Consider the following 23,217-nt stretch of genomic DNA (forward strand, 5'->3'; position numbering starts at 1 on the left):
GGCCGTGGTCGTGGGTCAGGCGGCGGAGGTCACCCGGTACACGTCGTAGACGCCTTCGACGTTGCGCACCACATTGAGCAGGTGGCCCAGGTGCTTGGGGTCGCCCATCTCGAAGGTGAACTTGCTGATCGCGACGCGGTCGCCGTGCGTGGCGACCGAGGCGGACAGGATGTTGACCTTCTCGTCGGCCAGCACCTTGGTCACGTCGGAGAGCAGCCGGGTGCGGTCGAGTGCCTCGATCTGGATGGCGACCAGGAACACCGACGAGGGCGACGGCGCCCATTCGACGTCGATGATCCGTTCCGACTGTGTCTGCAACGAATCGGCATTGGTGCAGTCGGTGCGGTGCACGCTCACCGCGCCACCGCGGGTCACGAAGCCCATGATCTCGTCGCCCGGCACCGGCGTGCAGCACTTGGCCAGCTTCGCGACCGTGCCCGGCGCACCGGGGATGAGCACGCCCGCGTCACCGGTGACGCGCTGACGGGCAGGCGTGGTCGACGGTGTCGACCGCTCGGCCAGCTCGTTCTCGACATCGCCGATGCCGCCGAGCTGGGCCATGAGCCGTTGCACCACGTGGTGCGCCGACACCTGGTGTTCGCCGACGGCGGTGTAGAGCGTGGAGATGTCGCTGTAGTGCAGTTCGTGGGCGACCGCGGTCATCGCCTCGACGCTCATCAACCGCTGCAGCGGCAGCCCGACCCGGCGGACTTCCTTGGAGATCTGCTCCTTGCCGCTCTCGAGGGCTTCCTCGCGCCGCTCCTTGGCAAACCACTGGCGAATCTTGGCTTTCGCGCGCGGGGAGACCACGAACTTCTGCCAGTCGCGGCTGGGTCCGGCGTTCTGCGCCTTGGAGGTGAACACCTCGATGACTTCGCCGTTTTCCAGCTGCCGTTCCAGCGCCACCAGGCGACCGTTCACGCGCGCGCCGATGCACTTGTGCCCGACCTCGGTGTGCACCGCGTAGGCGAAGTCGACCGGGGTGGACTTCTGCGGCAGCGTGATCACGTCGCCCTTGGGCGTGAACACGAAGATCTCCGGCGACTTCAGGTCGAAGCGCAGCGATTCGAGGAATTCCGCGGGGTCGGCGGCTTCTCGCTGCCAGTCGAGCAGCTGACGCATCCACGCCATGTCGTCGACTTCGGCGGCGTCACCGGAGTGCTTGCCCTTGGTCTCCTTGTACCGCCAGTGCGCGGCGATGCCGAACTCGGCGGTCCGGTGCATGTCCTGGGTGCGGATCTGCACTTCCAGTGGCTTGCCATCGGGGCCGACCACAGTGGTGTGCAGCGACTGGTAGACGCCGTAACGCGGCTGGGCGATGTAGTCCTTGAACCGGCCCGCCATCGGCTGCCACAGCGAGTGCACCACACCGACCGCGGCGTAGCAGTCACGCACTTCCTCGCACAGGATGCGCATGCCGACCAGGTCATGGATGTCGTCGAAGTCTTTGCCCTTGACGATCATCTTCTGATAGATCGACCAGTAGTGCTTGGGCCTGCCTTCGACGATCGCGTTGATCCGCGAGGCGGCGAGGGTGTTGGTGATCTCGGCGCGCACCTTCGCCAGATAGGTGTCACGCGAAGGTGCGCGGTCGGCGACCAGGCGCACGATCTCGTCGTATTTCTTGGGGTGCAGGATCGCGAACGCGAGGTCCTCGAGCTCCCATTTGACGGTGGCCATGCCGAGGCGATGCGCGAGCGGCGCGATCACCTCGAGGGTTTCCTTGGCCTTCTTGGCCTGCTTCTCCGGCGGGAGGAAACGCATGGTGCGCATGTTGTGCAACCGGTCGGCGACCTTGATCACCAGCACCCGGGGGTCGCGCGCCATGGCGATGATCATCTTGCGGATGGTCTCGGCTTCGGCGGCCGCGCCCAGGTTGACCTTGTCGAGTTTGGTGACGCCGTCGACGAGATGGGCGACTTCCTGCCCGAACTCTTCCTTGAGCTGCTCGAGGGAGTAGCCGGTGTCCTCGACGGTGTCGTGCAGCAGCGCCGCAACCAGCGTCGTGGTGTCCATGCCGAGTTCGGCGAGGATGTTGGCGACGGCGAGGGGGTGGGTGATGTAGGGGTCGCCGGACTTGCGGAACTGCTTGGCGTGGCGTTCGTCGGCGACATCGAAAGCGCGCTGAAGCAGCGCCAGATTCGCCTTCGGATACAGCTCACGATGGACAGTAGCCAAGGGTTCGAGAACCGGCTTGACCGCCGCGATCCCACGCTGCCCGGTCATCCGCCGAGCCAACCGCGCCCGCACCCGCCGCGACGCCGAACTGGGCACCGAGGCTGTCGGAGACTGCTTGGCCGGTGGTTCCGGGGTCTTCGCGGGCGTGCCCTGACCTGACGTGGCACCGGTGGATTCCTGCCCGACCTTCGCCTCGCCCAGATGTCGAGTCATGCCACCACCTCTCACGCTGCATTCGGACCTGTCGGCCGAGTGCTGCAACCGCCAAGACCACCAACTTTAGTCCCCGCACCGACCTGGTGTTCGAGTCACCGGGGTCACAGGCCTGCGACGGTAGTACTTCGAGATCAATGCGGCACTCTTTCGCTATAGATCGACCACAGTTTCGCGCCGAAAAGGGCGGGTCGACGTGGGCAGATGCCGAGTGCCCGCGATCGCGGCCCGGTCCCCGATCAGGCTCGGGCGAGGCGGCGTTTCACAGCGAACAGACAGGTTTCGCCGGTGCGGCGGGCTTTCGGACGTCAACGCCCGTCAGCCGCGGGTCGTCGGGTGCGGATGCTGTGGCCGTCGAGGCGTCCCGGTGGGGCGGCGAGCAGGTCGAGGATCGTGGGGGTGATGTCGATCAGGGTGTGGGCGGTGGTGGTGCTCGGGGTGAAGTCGGGGCCACGGGCGATGACGAAGTTGGCGGTTTCGACGGGGGTCTGGCCGCCGTGGCCGCCGGTCGGGAGGTGGCCGTGGTCGGTGGTGACCAGGACGGTCCACTGTTCACGCGGGTTGGCTTCCGCGCGGCGGTCGACTGCCGCGACGATGTCGCCGACCAGCGCGTCGACTCGGCGGATCGCGGACAGGTAGGCACGGGAGGCACCGCCGTGCTGGTGGCCCGCGAGGTCGATCTGGTCGAGGTGGGTGAAGACCAAATCGGGCCCGGAACGCTCGATCGACGACACCACCTCGGTCGCGGTGGCGGCATCGGTGGCCGACTCGTCGGGATCGTCGGCGACCGGTGTGGTGGTGAGGGCGAGGTCGGCGCGCCGGTCACCCGTGGCAGCGATCGTCGCGATCTGGTGCCAGGTGCCGATCGATACTGTGTGCCGCGCGGGGTTCGCCCGTTCGATCCGGGTGAACACGCTCGGATGCGCCAGGAACGGACTCCCGTCGAATTCGTTGTCGGTGATCCCGTGCTCGGTATCCCACACCCCCGTCAGCACGCTCGCCCACGACGGCCCGGAAATCGTGATGTGCCCGGCGATGTTTCCCTGCGACAACACTCCCTGCGCGGCGAGATGCCGCAACCGCGGCGCCTGGACCGCATCGGCCTTGTCGAACATCAACCCATCGATCCCGATGACGACGACCTTGTTCACCGCTTCCCCCACCCCGCGTCGCGGAGCCCCGAACGCGGCCGCCGCATCGACCGTCGCCCCCGTATCGTCGAACGCCGCCACCGACCCGGCCGCCGACCCCACGAGCGGAATCGTCACCAACGAGGTGACCAGCGCAACAAGCACTTTCGCCGGAGCCGACATCTCGCGCATACCCCCACGATGAGGGACCGCATCCCCCTCGGCGAGCCCGCCACCACGCAATTCATCGACGTTTCATCGACAACGCACACCCTGGACGCCCCGCTGAACACCGCGCGAACCACACCTTGCCGGCGCCCGTGCCGCGCTCGCCTCACCCGACCGGGCCTCACCCCACCTGGCCTCACCCCACCTGACTGACCTCACCTGACTTGGCCTCACCTGACTTGACCGGGCCTCACATCGCCTGGCCTCGTGGCCGCGCCTGGCCTCGGAAAGCGAAGCCCCGGTCGCCCCAACGCACGGCGACCCCCTCGACGCACCCGGTCAGTTGTCGCCGGCGTCGAACGCCCACACGACCGCAGGCCTGCCCGTCGCCTTGACCCGCCGACGTTCGCCGGTGCGTTCCAGTCCGGGAATCGCGGCGAGGGTGCGGTTGAGGTTGGCCGGGTCGGGGCGGGCGCCGTGGAGGGACGTGCTGAGGTCGACCGCGCGGGTGGCGGGGAATTCGGTGCCTGCCAGGGCTCGGGTGAGGGCGGCGTCCTTCCAGAGCAGGCCGGCCAGCAGCGCGCGGCTCGTGTCGACGATGAGGTTGTGGTCGAAGGCCAGTGGGGGGACGTTGTCGAAATCCACCCACTCGGCGGGGCCTTCGTGTTCGGCGACGACCGCCCACATGGCGATGGCCAGGGTCGGGCCGCGGGGGTCGCGGTGGGGTTCGTCGAAGGTGACGAGCTGGCCGACGGCGCCGATCGCCTCGGTGGGAACGCCGAGTTTGGTGTGGACAGCGCGGCGGGCGGCTTCGGCGAGGCGTTCGCCACGGCCCAGCAGGACGCCGGGCAGCGCGAGTTCGCCGGTGAACGGCTCGAATTCGCGCGGGGCGATGCCGATGCGAACGCCACTGTCGGCGTCCCAGCACCGCAGGGTCACCACATCGATCGACACAACGGATTGCTCCACGTCATCCCATCCTGCCTCGAGCGCCTCGCGCCGGTTCGAGGACATTGCGCTGTCCTCGAACACGGCGACCGGACCACAGTGCGTTGTTGCTGACCGCAACCGCAGTTCACGATACGTGCGCCCCCGATTGTGCCCTCCTCGACGAGTCCAGCGGGCCGCCCCCTCCGTTCGCCCACGACTCGGTCTCGGCTGTGCGGTCGCGACGATCCGGACCGTGACCGGTTATCGCCACCGGCACCTGCAGGCATTCGGCCAGCCACGTCGCCGGGTCGCCGTCTATCGGGGTGAGAACCGGTGTCGCACAGGCAAGTTGGTCGGTGAGCTGCTGCTGGTGATCAAGATCACGCCAACGACCGGGGGTGAGCTCGGTCAACCTGCCCGAGAGTGTGTCGTAAGCCTTTGCAGCACAGAGTGTTCCGGGCACGTCGAGGTGGTTGACGACCAACCCGTCGATTCCGCCGCACACGTCGACGGCGTAGCGCAACAGGATCGGATCGAGGTGACCCTGACGGAACGCGCCCTGGTAATGCCCGGTGTCGTTGTGCGGCTCGGGAATTCGCAGCGGCGCCTCGGTCGGCAGCGGACCCGCGCCGTGGCGGGTCATATAGGTACGGGTGACGCCGAGAACCGTGGCGGTGCCCCCGATTTCACGGATCATGGCGCGCGCGTTGCGAGGTTCGACCGTTGACCAGGTGGTGTGTGGATGCAGGCCACGCCACTCGTCGAGCAGCACGCCTTGTGCACCTTCGAACACCAATCGTCCGACTTGTGCGACTCGCGCTAGTTCCTCGCCGCCGGTGATGCGGACGGCGCGCGCGAAGTCGCCGTACATCGCCACCATCGCGTCGATCGATTCGTAACCGTGCACGCTGGGCCCGATGAGTCGCTCGTAGTGCGCGGCCAGCCGATCCAGCTTGGCGCGCAACACAGTCGGCGTCCGACAGTCGGCCACGGTCGGCGCGTCGTGTTCCAGTGCGTACCAGGCCGTTTCGCCGATTCCGCGCCCGCAGGAACCGTGCCGCGAGGAACCCCTCGCGTCCTCGCGCGCACGGTTCGCGGCGATGTGGATCGGTGTGGTCAGCAGGGCGCGCTCGTCGACGGCGAGCAGGCCGAGCGGGTCGCGGATACCGAGCGCGGCCAGCTGTTCGGATTCGGCGGCGAGCGCGATCGGCTCGACCAGCATGTGCCGCGACAGCCACGTCGGGACGCCCGAGAACGTTCCGGACCCGAACTGCGCGAACGTGTGGTGGCGACCGTCGGCCACGACGTTGTGCGCGGCCTGCGCACCGCCGTTGAACCGCACCACGGCCGCCACCCCGAGATCAACCTCGGCCGCGCACAGCCAGTCGACCGTCGCGCCCTTGCCCGCGTCGCCGAATCCCAGATCGACGACGACGACGAGGTGATCCGCACCGAACATCGCAGTGCCCCTTTCTTTTTCGATCTCAGCGACCGGGCGGCAGTGCGCGCATGGTCCGTCCGGGCTTGGAGCCCAGCGCCCGTCCGACCGCGTCGGCTTCGTCGCCCGACCCGACATCGCGCAGATCGGCCAGCCCGGTGTCGAGGTCGACCCGGTCCTCGCCCAATCCGATGGTGAGCGCGATCAATTCGCAGACCGCGCCGGGGTCGTCGAGCTTCAGGAAGTTCTGCCCGAGCAGCGTCCGCCAGTGTTCGGCGATCTCCGGATCCCGGTAATACGAGGACTGATTCGGCAGTATGTAGTACACGTGCCAGCGCTGCTCGAGTTCGCGATAGATCGACTCGACCGACACATCGCGGCGCACGTGATCACCGACCACCGCGCGAATGTGGCGGGCGGCCAGGCGCGACTTGTTCAACTCGTCGCCGATCAGGAACAGGTAGCCCTTCTTACCGCGTTTGTCCCACGCGTCGGTCGCGACATGCTCGGCCATGAAATAGGCGGCTAGTTCATAGCTTTCGGACTTCTGTCCGCCACCGCCGCCCTCCAGGAGGATCGCCCGCAGCTGCTCGTCCATCCGGTTGTCGGATTCGAACTGCCCGACCTGCAACGGCACCCGGTCGGTGTCGGCGTCGCCGATCGCGCCGAACAGGACCTGCGGATCCTGCGCGTACCCCTTGTTCTTCAGCAGCCCGTGCAGTTTCCCGAGCTTGTCCTGCATGATCCGCGGTACTCGGCCCATCGACCCGGTCACGTCGAACAGCACCGCCACCGGCAGCGAGTTGCCGTGCTCGGCCGAATCCCGGCACTCACGCTTGTCGACCCCGAACGGATCGAGCAACGGGTGCGCGCTCCAGGTGTCATACGGCTTCGCCCGCATCTCAGCGGTGTACCCGAAGTCGTCCAGCCCCTGCCGAGCCCGGTACGTCTTGCCCGCACGGTAGGCGGTGTCATCCCAATTTCCATATCCCATCCGAACCACTCCCTCTCGAATCGTTGTTTTAGTCTATGCAACCAAAACAACGATCGTCAAGAGGGAACGGCTGATTCCCGGGAGTTCACTCGGCCGGAGGTAGACCCTCCGGCAGCCGGGTCAGACGGGTGCCGACGAGCGCAACCCCGGGCCCCGACCTGCCGCCAGGCCCGGGATGCCACGTGACATTGTCCGCAGTGACCGGGGCGGCGCACTCCCCGCAGACGACAACACCTTCGGTCACCCGACCGCAATCGCGGTGAACCACCGACAGCGGCGGCCCGTCGTCGCCGGCCAGCCACCGGTCACCCCAGGCCAGCAGCATCGTCAGCACCGGATAGAGATCACGACCACGCTCGGTGAGCACATACTCGGTGCGAGTCGGATTCTCTTGATACACACGGGTTTCCACGATCTCGTGCTCGACCAGGGTGCGCAGGCGCTCGGCCAGCACATTGGAGGCGATGCCGAGATCACGACGCAGATCCTCGAAGCGGGTGATGCCGAGGAACAGGTCACGCAGGATCAGCGGCGTCCACCGCTCCCCCACGATGCCCACGGTGCGCGCGATCGAGCACACGATATCAGCGAGATCCGTTTTGACCATAGCGGCAAGCGTAGTCCATTGCTTTTTGCAAGCTAGCTGGTTACGGTCGAAATATCCGTGAACGATCAGTCACGAAGGAAGGTGTACGGCCCATGTCCGACACACTCGCAGATCAGGTAGCCACCGACACCGTCGCCCGATTCCGCCGCGCCACCACCGCCAGCGACATCCCCGCCATCCTCGACACCTTGACCGAAGACGCCGAACTCGTCTCCCCCCTGTCAGGACGCCTCGTCTTCCGAGGCCACGCCGACCTCACACCCCTGCTCACCCTCATCTACCGCCCCCGCAGCCACCTACGCTGGACCGACACGCTGGGCACCGGCAACACCCGAGTCCTGTTGGGCGAAGCCAAAGCCGGCCCCTTCCCCCTGACCGAAGCCATGGTCCTCACCCTCACCCCCAACGGCCGAATCCACCGCCTCAGCCCTCACCTCCGCCCCTGGCTGGCCCTCACCGCAGTAGCCATCTACCTCGGCCCCAACCTCCTCCGCTACCCCGGAGCCATCCGCCGAGCGGCAGGACCGCACCGCTAGCGCCGAGCCCGACCACGCGCTACTCGACCAGTCCGTCGGGGGTGAGTTCGAGTCTGCGGGTGATGCCGATGTCGGCGAGGAAGCGGTCGTCGTGGCTGACCACGATCAAAGCACCTTCGAAGCTTGCCAGGGCTTGGGTGAGGTGGGCCAGGCTGGGGAGGTCGAGGTTGTTGGTGGGCTCGTCGAGCATCAGCAGTTTCGGGGCGGGGTCGGCCAGGAGCAGGGTGGCGAGGGCTGCTCGGAGGCGTTCGCCGCCGGAGAGGGCCGAGGCGGGGATGTCGGCGTCGGTGCCGCGGAACAGGAAGCGGGCCAGCTGTCCTCGGATCCGTTCGGCCGATGCGTGGGGTGCGGCGTCGGCGACGTTCTCGAAAACTGTTCGCGTTTCATCGAATACGTCGAGGCGTTGCGGCAAGAGTCGCCAGGCGACCTTCGGTTCCTCGGCGACGATCCTGCGTAGCAGCGTTGTCTTTCCTGCCCCGTTACGCCCGGTCAGCGCGATCCGTTCCGGCCCGCTCACGCGCAGGTCGACCACCGGTCCGTTGGCGAGTTCGACCTTCTGCAGGTCGAGCACGTCCTGACCCGGATACAGCCGGGTGCCGGGGAGTTCGATCCTGATCTCGCGATCGGCGCGCACCAATTCCTCGGCGTGGTCGAGGGTTTCGCGAGCGGTGTCGAGTTTGTCGATATGGGCGTTGCGCAGTTTGCCCGCAGACACCTCAGCGGCGTTCTTGCGCAGTCCCGCAATGATTTTCGGAACGCGCTTGTTGTCCTGCATCTTCTGGGCGAAGCGGGCCCGCCGGTCCAGTTTCGTGCGCGCGTCAACGAGTTCGCGTGCCTGCTTGCGCACATCACTGCGCGCATCACGCACGGCGGCGCGGGCAGCGTCCTGCTCGGCCTCGATGATCCGCTCGTATTCGCTGAATCCACCACCGAAGGAACGGATTTCGCCGACTCGCAGTTCGGCGATGCCGTCCATCCGGTCGAGCAGTTCGCGGTCGTGGCTGACCACGATCACCGTGCCCGCGAACTGCCGGATCACCTCGTAGAGCCGCCCGCGAGCGACCGCGTCGAGGTTGTTGGTCGGTTCGTCGAGCAGCAGGACATCGGGTTCGCGCAGCAGTTCGGCGACCAGGCCGAGCAGCACGGTTTCGCCGCCGGAAAGGGTGTCCAGGGGGCGGTCGAGGTCGTCGACCGAGCCCGCCACGTAGTCGAGCCCGAGCTTGCCGAGCAGTGCGACAGCCTCGTCCTCGACTTGCCAAGCCGTGCCGACGGTGTCGAAGTCGGCGGGCTCGCCGGTGCCGCTTTCGATGCGGTGCAGCGCGCGACGCACCACATCGATGCCGAGCACGGCGTCGACCCGCTGGCCGGTCTGCATACCGAGGTCCTGGCGCAGGTACCCGAGGCTGCCCGGCACCGAGATCGACCCGCGCACAGGCTTCAACTCACCGGCAACCAGCCGCAACAAGGTGGATTTTCCGGCGCCGTTGGCACCGACGAGGCCGATCTGCCCGGGCCCGACGACAGCATCGAGCCCGTCGAAGACAGCGGTGCCATCCGGCCAGTGAAAAGTGAGATCGGAAAAAGAAAGAGAGGCCATGCGGATCCCCTTGAGGTGCGACAGAAACACGGTGCGCAGAATGCGGACCGTCCGAGAGCGCTACCTCAAGAAATCAACGCGTGGCTCCGATCGCCGGGAACAAGACCCTCTATTGATAACACCCCGAGGCCCTACCGCGCCACCCCATTTTTCGACCTGTGAGCCCACTCATGCTGACGCTAACCTGGGTTGGGGACGAGCACCGCCCGCCAGCGAAGGAGCGCGATGAAGAAGACGATTCTGGTTCGAACGGCCGGTCAAGACGATGTCGAGGCGGCCGCGCGAACACTGGGCGAAGCCTTCCAGGACGACCCGGTGATGAGCTGGATCCTGCCGGACCCCCAGCGACGAGCGGTCGGTCTGCCCCGCTTCTTCGCCGCCGTCGCGCGCCACGTCTTCGTGCCGGACGGCGTGTCGGACCTGGCGCTCGGCCCGGACGGCTCCGTGGGCGGCGCCGCCCTCTGGACCCCGCCGAATGCGCACGCCTCGACGATCGCCGAACTTCGCATGATGCCCGGCATCTGGCGTGCGTTCGGCCGCCGCATCCTGGTGGGCAAAAAGCTCGGTGACCTGCTGAAGAAGAACCACCCCGCCGAACCGCACTGGTACCTCGGCATGATCGGCACCGCCACCGCCGCGAGAGGGGCAGGCTACGGCAGCGCACTGTTGAGCTCGCGGCTCGCGCACATCGATGCCGAGGGCGGCCTCGCCTATCTCGAATCCAGCAACCCGGTCAACGTGCCGTACTACGAACGCTTCGGCTTCGCGGTGACGCGCGAACTGCAACTCCCCGGCGGCCCGCCGATCTGGCTGATGCAGCGGGCGCCGCGCTGACTCAGAGCTTGACGATCGAGGTCACCGGGTAATCACCCTGGTGCTCGCGCCCCTTCAGGAATTCGAGTTCGAGCACCACGGCGGCGGCGACCACCTCGGCGCCGACCTCCTTGAACAGGGCGGCCGCGGCGGCGAGGGTGCCGCCGGTGGCAAGGACGTCGTCGAGCAGCAGAATCCGCTTGCCCTCGAGTTCGACGCCGTCGGCCGGGATTTCCAGTGCGGCGGAACCGTATTCGAGCTTGTACTCGCGCGAGACGACCGGCGGCGGGAGCTTGCCGCCCTTGCGGATGGCGAGCACGCCGGTACCCAGCGTCGCGGCGACACCCGCACCGAGCAGGAAGCCACGCGCGTCGACACCGGCGACGAGGTCGGCCTCGGGGGCGATAGCGGCGAAGCAGTCGATGACCGCACGGAAGCCGACGGCGTCGGCGAAGACGGGGGTGAGATCGGCGAAACGCACACCGGGCGTGGGGAAGTCGTCGTGCCAGCGGGTCAGTCGTTCGACCGCAGAGGCCGCCTCGGCGGTCCGCTCACTGGCCAGGTCGTCGGACTCGACCACCGCGTGCTTGCTCATCAACCCTCTTTCGTCACCATTCATCGCTGCAACACCCAGCGATCCATGTTCCACCCGGTACCGGCCTGTGTCGGCCCGGCGATACCGTTCTGCATGCCGGTGCCGAACGCGATGGTGCGCGGCGTCGCGAACAACGGAATGCTCGGTAGCTGCGCCCACAGCAGGTTCTCGGCTTCGGTCAGCAGGTTCAGCGTCGCGGTCGAATTCGTCTCGCCCGCAAGCTGATCGGTGATCGCATCGTAGCGACCGTTAGCAAAGCCACCGAAATCGAGTCCGCTACCGGCCCGCAACGCGGCGAACGCAACCACACCCGCACTCGACCCGGCAGGCCCCGGCACCGCGCCGGTTCCGCCGAGCACCGCGTCGACCGCGCCTTCCGGTAGTTTCACCGGCGTGAAGTCGGGCGCACCCGCGTCGACCACCGTAATGCCCGCTCCCCGACAGGATTCGGCGATCATCGCCACGGTCTGCGCACGACGCGCATCCGGACCCTGATAACCGATTCGCACGGTCGGCTGCTTCGTGCCGGAGGACGCCAGCGTCGCGGTGGCTGCCGGAATATCCGCGCCGAGATACCGCTCGGCTCCGCCGACCACCGCCGGATAGTACAGCGAATCCTGCTGCACCACATGGGCATTCAGCACACCCGCACCGAGACCGCGCTCGGCAGACTCCCCCGCCTTACCCAGGGTGTCGAACAGCGCCTGCCGCGGCACACACTGCGCGAACGCCCGGCGCACCTCCAGCCGCGAGAACACCCCGCCGGTGGCGAGCACCAACTGTTCGGCACTGCGACTGGCCATGGTCTGCTCGTCGAATCCGTCGAGCTTCAGATCCGCGACCGACCCTGCCCCGAGGTCGACGACCCCGAGCGCGTTCTCCTTCGCTTTGGCGGCGTAGTCGGTGCCCTTGGGCCACACCACGATTCGCTTCGTCTCGGGTGCGTCGCCCCACCATTTCTCGTTGGCGACCAGCACCAAACCGTCCTTCGCACTGAAGGATTCGATCCGGTACGGACCCGACGAGGGGAACTTGGTCAGGTCCAGCGACCCGGACTTCACCGTCCAGCCGCTGTTCCAGAAATCGGCGATCCGGCCGATCACCGCACCGTCGCCGGTCTGCAGGGCGTTCACCACGTTCGGCACGCCGACCGCCTGTGCCACCACATGCGCGGGCATCACCTCGGCCGCGGTGAACAGCGTCCGCCACGGCAGGTAGTGCTTGCCCGGCCGGAACACCACGGTGGCGTCCTTGGATCCGGGCTGGCAGTCGATGCGTTCGATCTCGTCGTAGCCCACGGTGCTCGCCGCGTCGAACAGCGAGACGGGCCCGCGGTCGCCCGGGCGGGTGAACTTGCCCGAACGCGCCGACCATGCCAGCACCAGGTCGTCGCAGGAGGTCTTCACCCCGTCGGAGTACACCCCGTCGGGGTTGAGCCGGTACTGCACCGTCTGCGTTTCGCCCGGTACTTCCTTGGCCGTCCCGAAGTCGGTGTCGGCCACCTGCTGACCATCGGGTCCGGTGTAGAAGAACCCGGTCAGCACGCGGCCGAACACCGCGGCGGCGCCACTACTGGCGCCGAGCGTGCTCGCGCCGTTGTAGCTGGCCACCGCGGCGTCGACCGCGTAACCGATGGAAGGCACCTGGTTCTTGGTCGAGCACCCGGCCACCACGGAGGTGGTCACACCCGCCGTAGCGAGCACGGTGATCAGTCGAATCGTGCTGCGTCGCATGATGAGACCCCCTCCTGGTTGTCAGTGCCTTCTCTGTTGACGCTTCCCGGTCGGACGCGAACCAGGGCGCGGCGCCCCGGTACCGACCGGACGCGAACCACGCGAACCGGCACCCACCGGAACCCGAGGGGCCGCGCCGACACCGGCACGCTTGTCCAGGACCTTCTTGGTGTGCGCGGCCACCGGACCCCAGCGTTCCTTGATCGAGACCAGCACCGGCACGGCGAGGAAGATCGAGGAGTAGGCGCCGACGATCATGCCGACCAACTGCACCAGCGCGAGGTCCTTGAGCGTGCCGACACCGAGCAGCCACACCGCGATCACCAGCATGCCGATGATCGGCAGGATGCCGATGACGGTGGTGCTGATCGAGCGCATCAGGGTCTGGTTGGCGGCCAGGTTGGCCTGTTCGGCGTAGGTGCGTTTGTTCAGATGCAGCACGCCACGGGTGTTCTCCTCGACCTTGTCGAAGACCACCACGTTGTCGTAGAGCACGTAACCCAGAATCGTGAGCAGACCGATCACCGCGGCCGGTGTCACCTCGAACCCGACCAGCGAGTAGACACCCGCCGTCACGAACAGGTTGAAGAACAGCGAAACGATCGCCGCGATCGACATGTCCCGTTCGAAGCGGATGGCGATGTAGATCATCGTCAACGCCACGAACACCGCCAGCGCGATCAGCGCCTTCTTGGTGATCTCGCCGCCCCAGGTCTCGCTGATCTCGGCGATGCTGATGGCGTTGCGACTCACCTGCCCGGCGGAGTCCTTGGGCTGGAACTCGTCGAACAGCGCCGACTGGACCTGTTCGGTCTGAGCCAGGTCGAGGGTTTCCGAGCGCACCTGGATGGTGGCCGAGTCACCGGAACCGACCCGCTGTACCGCGACCGGTCCATGACCGAGCGCCTGGGCGTAGACGTCTTCCACCTGCTGGGTACTGATATCCGCCGCGGGGATCTGGATGCGCGAGCCACCCTCGAAGTCGATACCGAGGGTGAAGCCGCGCACCGCGATGCTCAGCAGCGAGATCAGCAGCAGCACCGCCGACATCGTGTAGAAGAACTTGCGCCGGCTGACGATGGGGAAGCCGCCGGTGCCGGTGTAGAGCCGTTCGAAGAATCCGTGCTTCGGGCCCTGTGTGGGCTCGTACTTGTCCAGGTTCACCGATTCCTCGGTGGGTTTGTCGTTGCTCATCGTGACATCTCCTTCGACCTGGCCTGGCCGCGTTCCCTGGCGATCTGCTGAACCGAGCCGAGGCCGTTCACCGAGGGCTTGGCCCAGAACGGCGAGCGCGAGGCGAGCATCAGCAGCGGTGCGGTGACCAGGTACAGCACGATCACGTCGAGCACGGTGGTGACACCGAGGGTGAAGGCGAAGCCCTTCACCTGACCGGCGGCGAGCAGATACAGCACGACCGAGGCGATCAAGCTGACCGTCTTACCGGACAGGTTGGTGCGCTGGGCGCGCTGCCAACCGCGCGGCACCGCCGAGCGGAAGCTGCGGCCTTCGCGCATCTCGTCCTTGATGCGTTCGAAGAACACCACGAACGAGTCGGCCGTCAAACCGATACCGATGATCAGACCGGCGATACCCGCGAGGTCGAGGGTGAAGCCGATCCAGCGCCCGAGCAGCACGATGATGCCGTAGACCGCGACACCGGCCGCGATCAGCGAGAACCCGGCCAGCAGGCCGAGCATCCGGTACACGAGCAGGCAGTACAGCAGCACCGCGATCAGGCCGACGAGACCGGCGAGCAGACCCGCCTTCAGCGAGGACAGACCCAGCGTCGCCGAGACGGTTTCGGCTTCCGAGGTCTGGAACGACAGCGGCAGCGAACCGTACTTCAGGGTGTTGGCCAGCTCGCTCGCGCTGTCGGCGTTGAAGCTGCCCGAGATGGAGGTGCGACCACCCAGCTGCGGACCCTGCTGCACCTGCGGCGCGCTGACGACCTTCGTGTCGAGCACGAACGCGACCCGCTTGTTGACGTACTCACCGGTCAGCGCGGACCACGCATCGGCGCCGGCCGACTTGAACTCGAGGTTCACCTCGTGGCGGGCCTGCTGCGAGTTCAGCTGGGAGGTCGCGTCGGCGATCTCCTGGCCGTCGATGCGGCTGGGGCCGAGCAGGAACACCTCGGTGCCGTCCTGCGAGCAGGTGACCAGCGGCAGGGCCGGGTCGTCGTTACCGGTCAGCGGGTCGGGCTTGGTGCAGTCCATGCTCGTCATGGCGAGCTGCTGCATCGTCTGATCGGTGCTCTGACGCAGTTCCTTGGCCTGGGCGATCTCCTTGGCCTGCTGCTGCGCGGTGGTGAGTCCACCGGGCGGCGGTGTCGGCGTCGGCGGTGCCTGGGCGGGGAACACCCGTGACTGCGGTGCCGGGGTGGTCGGCGCGTCGGCGGGCGGCGTCGCCCCACCCGGCTGGCTCTCTTCACCCGGCGCGGGCACCGGTGCGTCGGTCGCGGGAGGTGCGGTGCCACCCGGCGGTGCGGTGCCACCCGGCGGTGCGGTGCCGGTCGCGGGCGGAGCAGCCCCGCCTGCCTGCGGCTGGGTGGCGAAGAGCACCGGGCGGATGTAGAGCTTGGCGGTGGTGGCCAGCGCGCGTGCCTGCTGGCTGTCGTCACCGGGCACCGTGATGACCAGGTTGTCACCGTCGATGACCACCTCGGAGCCGGCGACGCCAAGACCGTTGACGCGGGCGTCGATGATCTCCTGGGCCTTCTTCAGGCTGTCCTGGCTCGGCTTGTTGCCATCGGGGGTCCGCGCGGTCAACGTGACGCGGGTACCACCTTGCAGGTCGATGCCGAGCTTGGCCGACGGGGAATGGTCACCGGTGAAGAACACCAGCGCGTAGATCACGGCCAGTAGCGCGGCGTAGACGCCGAGCAACCGGAACGGATGCGCCGATCCTTGGGAAGGTGGCACAGCAGGTCATCTCCTAGGCGGAAGTCGAGGCTGGATCGGTGGGCACAACGGTGCCCGGCCCGCGACGCCAGTGCGCACGGGCGGGAAAAGGGACTGGTCAGTCCTTGGTCAGCCGGGTCTCGGTCTGTTCCACGGCTTCCTCGGCAACAGGGGCGTCGATGGCTTCGTGAGCCCCGTCGACGGCGGTCTCCTCGGCCGTGGCCTCTTCGACGCGCACCTCGCGGATCGCCTGACGCAGCCAGGTGGTCACGACCTCTTCGGCGATCTCCAGGTCGACGGTGGTCTCGTCGGTGTCGACGATGGTGCCGTACAGACCCGAGGTGGTGATCACCCGGTCACCGACCTTCAGGCTCTCCTGCAGGTTCGAGACCTTCTCGGCCTCCCGCTTCTGTTTGCGGATACCGAAGAACATCGGCACGAGCAGGGCCAGGATCAGCAGCGGAAAGAGGAAGTCCATCGTCGAAGTCAGTCCCTAGTCAGTGGTGGACGTGCAAGTACGCCTGACAGTCTGCCAGTTCCCCACCGCGGCGACACACCGGACACCGACGCGCGTGTGATTCCGGCTACTCAGACGGCCCGACCGTAGGTGTAATCGTCGAGCGGGAAGGTGACCGCTTCGCGGTGCGCGGCGGCGGTGCTGGTCGGGCGCAGCAGCGCCGCTTCACCATGCTGGTTGAAGTAATAACTGCGCGCGGTGGCGCAGTCGCCGCCGTAGAACACCGACGAACCCAGCTTCTCGGTCATCCGGTCGAGGAACTGCGCATTGGCCGCTTCGGTGACCTCGAAGGTCTGCTCCCCGCGCCGGAACAGTTCGGTGAACAACCGGCCCATGTGCTTCATCTGGGCTTCGATGGTGGTGAAGTACGACAGCCCGCTGTAGGAGTAGGGGCTGTTGAGGCTCAGGAAGTTGGGGAACTTGGGCACGGTGATGCCCTCGTAGGCCTGAAAACGGTTGTCGCGCCAGAACTTTCCGAGGTTCACCCCGTCGCGGCCGACGATCTCGATGGCCGGGAAGTTCACGTCCCACAGGTTGAATCCGGTGGCGAGCAACAGGGTGTCGATCTCGGTTTTGTGGCCGTCGGCGGTGACGATGCCGTCGGGTTCCACATGGTCGATCGAGTTCGTTTCCAGTCGCACGTGCGGTTGGTTGAAGGTCTTGAAGTAGTCGTTGGAGAACGTCGGCCGCTTGCAGCCGAAGTCGTAGTGCGGGGTGAGCTTCGCCCTGGTCTCCGGATCACGCACCTGCGCGAACAGGTGCGCCTTGGCCAGCAGCGCGGCCGCCTGATTCAACGGTTTCGCCTGCTTGTAGTGCAGCACGCCCACGACCATCAGCGCCTCGAGCATGCCGGTATTGACCAGCCGTGCCGCCTTCTGGGTGAGCGGAACCTTGTCGAACAGACCCTGCACCATCCCCGGAATCGGGGCGTCGACCTTGGGCACCACCCAGATCGGGGTCCGCTGGAACACGGTCAGTTCGTCGACCAGCTTCGCGACCTCTGGCACCAACTGCACGGCCGTGGCGCCGGTACCGATGACGGCTGCCTTGCGACCGGTCAGGTCGTAGTCGGCGTCCCAGTCGGTGGTGTGGATGATCTTGCCCGCGAAGGACTCGATGCCGGGGAACGGCGGCGTGTAGGGCTGGGACAGGAAGCCCGTCGCCGCGAGCAGATAGCGCGCGGTGAGCGTCTCACCCCCGGCGATCGTCACCACCCACTGTTGGTTCTCCGCGTCCCAGCGCGCACCGTCGACGACGGTCCCGAAACGCATCCGCCCGCGCAGATCGTATTTGTCGGCGACGTGCTCGGCGTATTTCTTCAGCTCGGCGCCGGGCGCGAACAGCCTGGTCCAATACGGGTTCGGCTCGAAGGAATAGGAGTAGGTCACCGACGCGATGTCGACGGCCAGACCCGGATACCTGTTCACATGCCAGGTGCCGCCCAGATCGTCCTCCCGTTCCAGGATGACGAAATCGCGCAATCCGAGCCGGTCGAGTTCGATACCGGCGCCGATGCCACCGAAACCCGCCCCGACCACGACCGCGTCCAATTGAGGTACCACGGGCGAACCTCCACACCGCTGCCGAATGCTGAACCTCCAGAATGACATGTCATTCTGATTACATCGAATGTAACATCGTCAATGTGACGAAGCCACCCTCGCGCATCGACCTACGCAAAGCCGAATTGCGCAGGGACATCATCGATACCGCGTTCGACTGCTTCGCCGAAAAGGGCTATCACGCCACCGGAATCGCCGACATCGCCACGCGCCTTCGCATCGGTCACGGCACCTTCTACCGGTACTTCGCGAACAAGCGCGACATCATCGACCATGTCATCGATGAGGTGAGCGGGCGCATCTTCGGCGCGCTCGACAACGACTCGGAACCCGAAAGCGCCGCCACCATCGACGAGTACGCCGAACTGCTCGACCGGATCGGCGACTCGCTCACCCACGTCCTGCTCGACGATCCGCGCCCGGCGCACCTGCTGCTGTTCCACGCCACCGGCATCGACGACGAACTCACCGAACGGGTGTACGGCCTGGTCGACGCCACCGAGGTCCTCATGACCCGCTACCTCGACCACGGTGTTCGCGTCGGGTACCTGCGCGCCGATATCGACACCGCCAACACCGCCAAGGCAGCGCTGGGCATGATCGTCGCCGGGCTCGTCGCGGGCATCCGAACCCCTGATCCGGCCGCGATGTCGGTGTACAGTCACGCCGTGCGGCGGCTGTTCATCGATGGCGTGCGCGCCGCTGCCCGATAATGAAAAGCCGTGGGATAGAAGGGCAATCCTGAGACAATGACCGCTGTGACGCCCGACGATGTGAGCCGCACCCACTTCGCCATGCCGAATCTGGGGCATCGCGGCTACCACGCAGACGAGGTCGATGCCTTCATGGAGAAGGTCTCGGCCACGCTCGACGGGCAGGGTGGACTCACCGCCGACGACATCCGCCACGTGCATTTCGGCGCACCGCGTTTCGGCGGCCGCGGGTATCAGGCCGACCAGGTCGACGACTTCCTCGACCGGGTCCGGACCGAGCTCGAACACCGGCAGAAGGGCGGGGCTCCCGTTCCGGCGGCGCGGCTGGGCGACGATGTCGCCGAGATGCTCACCCCCGACGACGTGCACCGCATGCGCTTCACCCAGTCCGCGGTCGGCAGGCGCGGCTACCACGAGGAAGAGGTCGACGCCTTTCTCGACCTGGTCGCGGCCACCCTGGCCCACAACGGCCCCGGCAGCCTCACCACCTCCGATGTGCGTGGCGTCCGCTTCACCGACACCCGCCTCGGCACCCGCGGCTACGCCCGTGAAGAAGTAGACGCCTTCATCGACCTGGTGATCACCGCCCTCGAGAACGCCGAACGGCGGTAATTTCGGCGGCCGAAAACCAGCAATCTGCCCCTATCCTTGAATGCTGTGGAGTTCGGCTTCGCGGAGGTCGTCAGGGAAGACGTAGCGGCGGAAGGCCCAGAAGCGGAAGGCCATGGCCAGCAGGACGCCGAGGATCTGGCCCGAGATGAAGTTGGCGACCATCTGCACGGTCGGATCCACGTGCGGCACACGCAGATTCAGCGCGTAGAGCGAGATCGCCTGCGGGATCATTGTGACCGCGATGCCCAGTGCGCTGACCGCGAAGAACAGGGCGGCCTCGTGACTGCGCTGCCTGCCGCCGCGGGCGCGGAAGGACCACTCGCGGTTGAGGATGTAGGAGGCGATGGTCGCGATCAGCGCGCCGAGCAGGCGCGCGGTCAGCGGCTTGTCGCCGAGCACCGTCAGTTTCACCGCGTACACCACACCCGTGTCGATGAACCAGGTCATCGCGCCGACGACGGCGAATTTCAGTAGTTCCCGATGCTTCAGGAGCAGGGAACGCAACGGCTCAGGGAACCGCTGCACCACCTCTAGGACTGCCACTGAATCGACAGTAGACGACGTTGCGGTGCCACGCCCGCCCGGAGCGGGGCTGTTACTCGTAGCGGTCGGTGATCGGCTGTGGTTCGCGCCCACGCACTTCGATGGCGCCGATGACCAGATCGGGGGGCGGCACCAACCCCAGATGTTCCCAGGCGCCCGCGGTCGCGACCCGGCCGCGCGGTGTGCGGGCGACGAGTCCGGCGCGCACCAGGAACGGTTCGCAGACCTCTTCCACGGTGGCCGCTTCCTCGCCGACGGCGACCGCCAGGGTGGAGACGCCCACCGGTCCCCCACCGAAACCACGCACGAGCGCGCCGAGTACCGCGCGGTCGAGTCGGTCGAGGCCGAGCGCGTCGACGTCGTAGACCTCGAGCGCCGCCATCGCGATGGGATGGGTGATGAACCCGTCCGCCCTGACCTCGGCGTAGTCGCGAACCCGGCGCAGCAGCCGGTTGGCGATACGCGGGGTGCCACGCGAGCGTCCGGCCACTTCGGCGGCGGCATCGGGGTCGATCTGCACACCGAGGATGCGGGCCGAGCGGGTGAGGATCTGCAGCAGTTCGGCCGGGTCGTAGAAGTCCATGTGCCCGGTGAAGCCGAAGCGGTCGCGCAGCGGGCCGGTGAGCGCACCCGAGCGGGTGGTGGCCCCGACCAGGGTGAACGGGGCGATGTCGAGGGGAATCGAGGTCGCGCCGGGACCCTTACCGACCACCACGTCGACGCGGAAGTCCTCCATCGCCAGGTACAGCATTTCCTCGGCCGGGCGGGCCATGCGGTGGATCTCGTCGATGAACAGGACATCGCCCTCGACCAGGTTCGACAGCATGGCGGCTAGGTCGCCCGCGCGTTCCAGGGCAGGGCCGGAGGTGATGCGCAGGGCGGTGCCGAGTTCGCCCGCGATGATCATCGCCATGCTGGTCTTGCCGAGGCCGGGCGGTCCCGACAGCAGCACGTGGTCGGGGGTGGCGCCGCGCTGGCGAGCACCACGCAGGACCAGTGCGAGTTGTTCGCGCACGCGGGGCTGGCCGATGAAGGTGTCGAGCGAGGTGGGGCGCAGCCCGGTTTCGGCTTCGCCGTCGGTGCTGAGATAGCGGGCGGTGAGGTCGGATTCGTCGGATTCGTCGAAGCTGTCGAAGTCGTCGTCCACGGTCTACCTGTTCTTACCGAGCAGGCCGAGCGCCGCGCGCAAGGCCACCGAGGTGGTGGCGGCCGGTTGGTCAGCGAGGACGGCGTCGACGGCCTGTTCGGCCTGCTTCGCGGGGAAGCCGAGACCGATGAGCGCCTCGGAAACCTGTTCGCGCACAGGGGTACTCGGCGTTTGAGAGCCGGGCGGGCCGGTCGGCACCGCCACCTGGTTCACCTTGTCGCGCAGTTCGACGACCATCCGCTCGGCACCGCGTTTGCCGATCCCGGGGACCCGGGTCAGCGCGGCAACGTTGCTCTCGGCCAGCGCTTTTCGCAGTGCTTCGGGCTCGAGTACGGCCAGCACCGCCATCGCCAGGCGCGGGCCGACTCCGGTGACGGTCTGCAGCAGTGCGAACAGTTCGCGGGCTTCGGTGTCGGTGAAGCCGAACAGGGTCATCGAGTCCTCGCGCACGATCATGGTCGTGTAGAGGCGGGTCTGTTCGCCGCGAGTGAGCCCGGCGAGGGTGGCCGGGGTGGCATTGAGCCGGTAGCCGATGCCCGCCGCTTCGATCACGACATGATCGAGCGCGATCTCGAGTACCTCTCCGCGTACCGACGCGATCACCCGCGCACCACCTTCCGTTGTTCGGCGAGCTTTTGTTCGTAGCGGCGGCGGACCTCGTCGGCCTGCGCCTGCGCGGCCGCCATCCTGTCCATCAGCGGCGCCCGCCAACAATGACAGATCGCCAGTGCGAGCGCGTCGGCGGCATCGGCCGGTTTCGGGGCAACCTGCAGTCCGAGAATCCGCGTCACCATCGCGGTGACCTGCGCTTTGTCCGCCGTACCGTTCCCGGTGACAGCAGCTTTCACCTCACTGGGCGTATGAAACGCCACCCGAATCCCCCGCCGAGCCGCCGCCAACGCGATCACCCCCCCGGCCTGCGCGGTCCCCATCGCGGTCCGCACATTGTGCTGCGCGAACACCCGCTCGATCGCGACCGCCTCCGGCTTGTGGGTATCCATCCACTCCTCGGCGGCATCCGCCACAGCCATCAATCGCAAGGCCAACTCGGCATCCGGCGGCGTCCGCACCACCCCCACATCGAGGGCGACCACCTTCCGGCCGGGCCCACTGTCGACCATGCTGAGCCCGCACCGGGTGAGCCCGGGATCGACGCCCATCACCCGCACCGGCACCCCTTCGAAGACACGAACAGTTGTTCGAAAGTCTAGAGCATTCCGAACTCCGCGCCGACCAACGACACGACCTCACGCGGGTCGCGGCAACAGTCCGAGCAGGGCGGGATCTCGCGCATGCCGAGCCCAGATCCCCGCCGGATCCGCAGCGAGCTTGCGAGCCCGCAGATCGAGCATCCCGGCCACATACGACACCGTCGCGGCGACCTCCCCATCGCCTCTGGTCAACGTGTGCTCCACCCGATACGTCTTGCCGTGGCCCCATTCCCACCGGCAGTCGATCTCGACCGTGTCATCGGCCCGCAGCTCGCGCAGATACCGCACATTCAACTCGAGATTCACCGGCCCGAACCCCGCCGCCAGCAATTCCGGCACCGAAACCCCCGCGGCCCCCACACACGCGAACCGCGCATGGTCGGCGTACTGCTGGTAGGCCGCGCCGGTGACGTGCAATTGAGCATCGAGATCGGACACCCGAACCGGGATCCGAACCCGAAACGGCACACCAGTTTCCGTCATGCCCGCGAGTGTGCCACCGGGGTACGACACATTCGCCGCGCCTTATCCGAGTGCAGCGGTGAATACCTCGCGGGCGCGATCGTCGAACAGTACGAATCGCACCAGGGTCACGTTGGTATCGGTCGCGCGTACTGTCTCGATCGCGATGCGCGCGCCGTCGTCTATCGGCCAGCCGAAGATGCCGGTGGAGATCGCCGGGAACGCGACCGTCGATGCTCCCAATTCGTCTGCTACGCGCAGGGATTCGCGATAGCACGAAGCGAGGAGTTCGGAGCGGTCCTCGGTGGCCGACCAGACGGGGCCGACGGTGTGGATCACCCAGCGTGCGGGCAGACGGCCCGCGGTGGTCGCGACCGCCTGGCCGGTGCGCAGGCCTTTGCCGTAGTGCGAGGCGCGTAGGTCGCGGCATTCGGACAGGATCTGGGGGCCGCCTTTGCGGTGGATGGCGCCGTCGACGCCACCGCCGCCGAGCAGGGAGGAGTTGGCGGCGTTGACCACGGCGTCCACCTGCTGTTCGGTGATGTCGCCCCGGACCGTCTCGATTCGCGTCATGATCCTCATTGTGCCGGGGTGACGAGGGCGAGCACGGGTACCGTC

The 23,217-nt window shown here is 67.1% G+C and carries 23 protein-coding genes; 4 read left to right on the forward strand and 19 right to left on the reverse strand.

Features of this window, described 5'->3' with window-relative positions; all coding sequences use genetic code 11:
* Window positions 1-15 precede the first annotated feature (15 nt).
* The 6 genes from ACFW6D_RS19150 to ACFW6D_RS19175 all read right to left on the reverse strand — a co-directional run bounded on the left by ACFW6D_RS19150 (window position 16) and on the right by ACFW6D_RS19175 (window position 7,658).
* Window positions 16-2,391: a RelA/SpoT family protein gene (locus tag ACFW6D_RS19150; protein ID WP_379329856.1), complete on the reverse strand. Its 2,376-nt coding sequence runs from the start codon at window positions 2,389-2,391 to the stop codon at window positions 16-18.
* A 308-nt stretch (window positions 2,392-2,699) separates the two neighbouring features.
* A complete protein-coding gene (locus ACFW6D_RS19155; RefSeq protein WP_379329858.1) occupies window positions 2,700-3,713 on the reverse strand; it encodes an alkaline phosphatase family protein in 1,014 nt (337 codons plus the stop codon).
* A 315-nt stretch (window positions 3,714-4,028) separates the two neighbouring features.
* On the reverse strand, window positions 4,029-4,658 hold the full coding sequence (locus ACFW6D_RS19160; protein WP_379330072.1) for an NUDIX hydrolase: 630 nt from the start codon (window positions 4,656-4,658) through the stop codon (window positions 4,029-4,031).
* 106 nt (window positions 4,659-4,764) lie between these two features.
* A complete protein-coding gene (locus ACFW6D_RS19165) occupies window positions 4,765-6,078 on the reverse strand; it encodes an adenylosuccinate synthetase (RefSeq protein ID WP_379329860.1) in 1,314 nt (437 codons plus the stop codon).
* A 25-nt stretch (window positions 6,079-6,103) separates the two neighbouring features.
* A complete protein-coding gene (locus ACFW6D_RS19170) occupies window positions 6,104-7,051 on the reverse strand; it encodes a hypothetical protein (protein ID WP_379329862.1) in 948 nt (315 codons plus the stop codon).
* A gap of 85 nt (window positions 7,052-7,136) precedes the next feature.
* Window positions 7,137-7,658 (reverse strand): winged helix-turn-helix transcriptional regulator, encoded by a 522-nt coding sequence (locus tag ACFW6D_RS19175; RefSeq protein ID WP_379329864.1) that lies wholly within the window; start codon window positions 7,656-7,658, stop codon window positions 7,137-7,139.
* 92 nt (window positions 7,659-7,750) lie between these two features.
* Between ACFW6D_RS19175 and ACFW6D_RS19180 the strand changes: the two genes are divergently transcribed.
* Window positions 7,751-8,194 carry a nuclear transport factor 2 family protein gene (locus ACFW6D_RS19180; protein WP_379329866.1) on the forward strand — a complete coding sequence of 148 codons (444 nt, stop codon included), beginning with the start codon at window positions 7,751-7,753 and terminating at the stop codon, window positions 8,192-8,194.
* Window positions 8,195-8,213: 19 nt separating this feature from the next.
* Here ACFW6D_RS19180 and ACFW6D_RS19185 read toward each other — a convergent pair whose 3' ends face one another.
* A complete protein-coding gene (locus tag ACFW6D_RS19185) occupies window positions 8,214-9,791 on the reverse strand; it encodes an ABC-F family ATP-binding cassette domain-containing protein (RefSeq protein ID WP_379329868.1) in 1,578 nt (525 codons plus the stop codon).
* A gap of 225 nt (window positions 9,792-10,016) precedes the next feature.
* Between ACFW6D_RS19185 and ACFW6D_RS19190 the strand changes: the two genes are divergently transcribed.
* Window positions 10,017-10,625 (forward strand): GNAT family N-acetyltransferase, encoded by a 609-nt coding sequence (locus ACFW6D_RS19190; RefSeq protein WP_379329870.1) that lies wholly within the window; start codon window positions 10,017-10,019, stop codon window positions 10,623-10,625.
* A 1-nt stretch (window position 10,626) separates the two neighbouring features.
* On the opposite strand, the gene ACFW6D_RS19195 is transcribed toward ACFW6D_RS19190, so the two are convergent.
* The 6 genes from ACFW6D_RS19195 to ACFW6D_RS19220 all read right to left on the reverse strand — a co-directional run bounded on the left by ACFW6D_RS19195 (window position 10,627) and on the right by ACFW6D_RS19220 (window position 17,911).
* Window positions 10,627-11,199 carry an adenine phosphoribosyltransferase gene (locus tag ACFW6D_RS19195; protein ID WP_379329872.1) on the reverse strand — a complete coding sequence of 191 codons (573 nt, stop codon included), beginning with the start codon at window positions 11,197-11,199 and terminating at the stop codon, window positions 10,627-10,629.
* Between the two features lie 20 nt (window positions 11,200-11,219).
* Window positions 11,220-12,932: an ABC transporter substrate-binding protein gene (locus ACFW6D_RS19200; RefSeq protein WP_379329874.1), complete on the reverse strand. Its 1,713-nt coding sequence runs from the start codon at window positions 12,930-12,932 to the stop codon at window positions 11,220-11,222.
* A gap of 21 nt (window positions 12,933-12,953) precedes the next feature.
* Entirely contained in the window at window positions 12,954-14,126 is a 1,173-nt protein-coding gene (gene secF / locus ACFW6D_RS19205) for a protein translocase subunit SecF (protein WP_379329876.1), read from the reverse strand.
* The gene (secD, locus tag ACFW6D_RS19210) at window positions 14,123-15,853 is read right to left on the reverse strand and encodes a protein translocase subunit SecD (protein WP_379329878.1); all 1,731 of its coding nucleotides are present in this window, start codon (window positions 15,851-15,853) and stop codon (window positions 14,123-14,125) included. Before secD ends, secF begins: the two co-directional genes overlap by 4 nt.
* 97 nt (window positions 15,854-15,950) lie before the next feature.
* Window positions 15,951-16,310, reverse strand: coding sequence for a preprotein translocase subunit YajC (gene yajC / locus ACFW6D_RS19215; RefSeq protein WP_379329880.1), 360 nt, complete (start codon window positions 16,308-16,310; stop codon window positions 15,951-15,953).
* Window positions 16,311-16,420: 110 nt separating this feature from the next.
* Window positions 16,421-17,911: a flavin-containing monooxygenase gene (locus ACFW6D_RS19220; protein WP_379329882.1), complete on the reverse strand. Its 1,491-nt coding sequence runs from the start codon at window positions 17,909-17,911 to the stop codon at window positions 16,421-16,423.
* A gap of 83 nt (window positions 17,912-17,994) precedes the next feature.
* Here ACFW6D_RS19220 and ACFW6D_RS19225 point away from each other — a divergent pair, with 83 nt between their 5' ends.
* Both ACFW6D_RS19225 and ACFW6D_RS19230 read left to right on the forward strand, forming a co-directional pair.
* Window positions 17,995-18,624 carry a TetR/AcrR family transcriptional regulator gene (locus tag ACFW6D_RS19225; protein ID WP_379232210.1) on the forward strand — a complete coding sequence of 210 codons (630 nt, stop codon included), beginning with the start codon at window positions 17,995-17,997 and terminating at the stop codon, window positions 18,622-18,624.
* Window positions 18,625-18,660: 36 nt separating this feature from the next.
* Complete coding sequence (locus tag ACFW6D_RS19230) at window positions 18,661-19,236, forward strand: DivIVA domain-containing protein (protein ID WP_379329884.1); 576 nt, start codon at window positions 18,661-18,663, stop codon at window positions 19,234-19,236.
* A gap of 30 nt (window positions 19,237-19,266) precedes the next feature.
* Here the strand turns inward: ACFW6D_RS19230 and ACFW6D_RS19235 are convergent, their stop codons facing one another.
* The 6 genes from ACFW6D_RS19235 to ACFW6D_RS19260 all read right to left on the reverse strand — a co-directional run bounded on the left by ACFW6D_RS19235 (window position 19,267) and on the right by ACFW6D_RS19260 (window position 23,172).
* Window positions 19,267-19,779 (reverse strand): GtrA family protein, encoded by a 513-nt coding sequence (locus tag ACFW6D_RS19235; RefSeq protein WP_379232206.1) that lies wholly within the window; start codon window positions 19,777-19,779, stop codon window positions 19,267-19,269.
* A gap of 52 nt (window positions 19,780-19,831) precedes the next feature.
* Window positions 19,832-20,926: a Holliday junction branch migration DNA helicase RuvB gene (gene ruvB, locus ACFW6D_RS19240; protein WP_379232205.1), complete on the reverse strand. Its 1,095-nt coding sequence runs from the start codon at window positions 20,924-20,926 to the stop codon at window positions 19,832-19,834.
* A 3-nt stretch (window positions 20,927-20,929) separates the two neighbouring features.
* The gene (ruvA, locus tag ACFW6D_RS19245; RefSeq protein ID WP_379329886.1) at window positions 20,930-21,529 is read right to left on the reverse strand and encodes a Holliday junction branch migration protein RuvA; all 600 of its coding nucleotides are present in this window, start codon (window positions 21,527-21,529) and stop codon (window positions 20,930-20,932) included.
* A complete protein-coding gene (gene ruvC, locus ACFW6D_RS19250) occupies window positions 21,526-22,095 on the reverse strand; it encodes a crossover junction endodeoxyribonuclease RuvC (RefSeq protein ID WP_379329888.1) in 570 nt (189 codons plus the stop codon). Before ruvC ends, ruvA begins: the two co-directional genes overlap by 4 nt.
* 78 nt (window positions 22,096-22,173) lie before the next feature.
* Window positions 22,174-22,620, reverse strand: a complete 447-nt coding sequence (locus ACFW6D_RS19255; protein WP_379329890.1) for an acyl-CoA thioesterase — start codon at window positions 22,618-22,620, stop codon at window positions 22,174-22,176.
* 42 nt (window positions 22,621-22,662) lie between these two features.
* Complete coding sequence (locus tag ACFW6D_RS19260; RefSeq protein WP_379329892.1) at window positions 22,663-23,172, reverse strand: O-acetyl-ADP-ribose deacetylase; 510 nt, start codon at window positions 23,170-23,172, stop codon at window positions 22,663-22,665.
* Between the last annotated feature and the right edge of the window lie 45 nt (window positions 23,173-23,217).

The sequence above is a fragment of the Nocardia sp. NPDC058705 genome (assembly GCF_042749305.1).
Classification (GTDB): Bacteria; Actinomycetota; Actinomycetes; order Mycobacteriales; family Mycobacteriaceae; genus Nocardia.

Bases quoted from the DNA above. Each gene is read 5' to 3' on its own strand.
- ACFW6D_RS19195 (WP_379329872.1), bottom strand. From the start codon at position 11,199: ATGAGCAAGCACGCGGTGGTCGAGTCCGACGACCTGGCCAGTGAGCGG.
- ACFW6D_RS19165 (WP_379329860.1), bottom strand. From the start codon at position 6,078: ATGTTCGGTGCGGATCACCTCGTCGTCGTCGTCGATCTGGGATTCGGC.
- ACFW6D_RS19175 (WP_379329864.1), bottom strand. From the start codon at position 7,658: ATGGTCAAAACGGATCTCGCTGATATCGTGTGCTCGATCGCGCGCACC.
- ACFW6D_RS19200 (WP_379329874.1), bottom strand. From the start codon at position 12,932: ATGCGACGCAGCACGATTCGACTGATCACCGTGCTCGCTACGGCGGGT.
- ACFW6D_RS19230 (WP_379329884.1), top strand. From the start codon at position 18,661: ATGACCGCTGTGACGCCCGACGATGTGAGCCGCACCCACTTCGCCATG.
- ACFW6D_RS19155 (WP_379329858.1), bottom strand. From the start codon at position 3,713: ATGCGCGAGATGTCGGCTCCGGCGAAAGTGCTTGTTGCGCTGGTCACC.
- ACFW6D_RS19185 (WP_379329868.1), bottom strand. From the start codon at position 9,791: ATGGCCTCTCTTTCTTTTTCCGATCTCACTTTTCACTGGCCGGATGGC.
- ACFW6D_RS19255 (WP_379329890.1), bottom strand. From the start codon at position 22,620: ATGACGGAAACTGGTGTGCCGTTTCGGGTTCGGATCCCGGTTCGGGTG.
- ACFW6D_RS19260 (WP_379329892.1), bottom strand. From the start codon at position 23,172: ATGACGCGAATCGAGACGGTCCGGGGCGACATCACCGAACAGCAGGTG.
- ACFW6D_RS19170 (WP_379329862.1), bottom strand. From the start codon at position 7,051: ATGGGATATGGAAATTGGGATGACACCGCCTACCGTGCGGGCAAGACG.
- secF (WP_379329876.1), bottom strand. From the start codon at position 14,126: ATGAGCAACGACAAACCCACCGAGGAATCGGTGAACCTGGACAAGTAC.
- ACFW6D_RS19190 (WP_379329870.1), top strand. From the start codon at position 10,017: ATGAAGAAGACGATTCTGGTTCGAACGGCCGGTCAAGACGATGTCGAG.
- ACFW6D_RS19150 (WP_379329856.1), bottom strand. From the start codon at position 2,391: ATGACTCGACATCTGGGCGAGGCGAAGGTCGGGCAGGAATCCACCGGT.
- ACFW6D_RS19180 (WP_379329866.1), top strand. From the start codon at position 7,751: ATGTCCGACACACTCGCAGATCAGGTAGCCACCGACACCGTCGCCCGA.
- yajC (WP_379329880.1), bottom strand. From the start codon at position 16,310: ATGGACTTCCTCTTTCCGCTGCTGATCCTGGCCCTGCTCGTGCCGATG.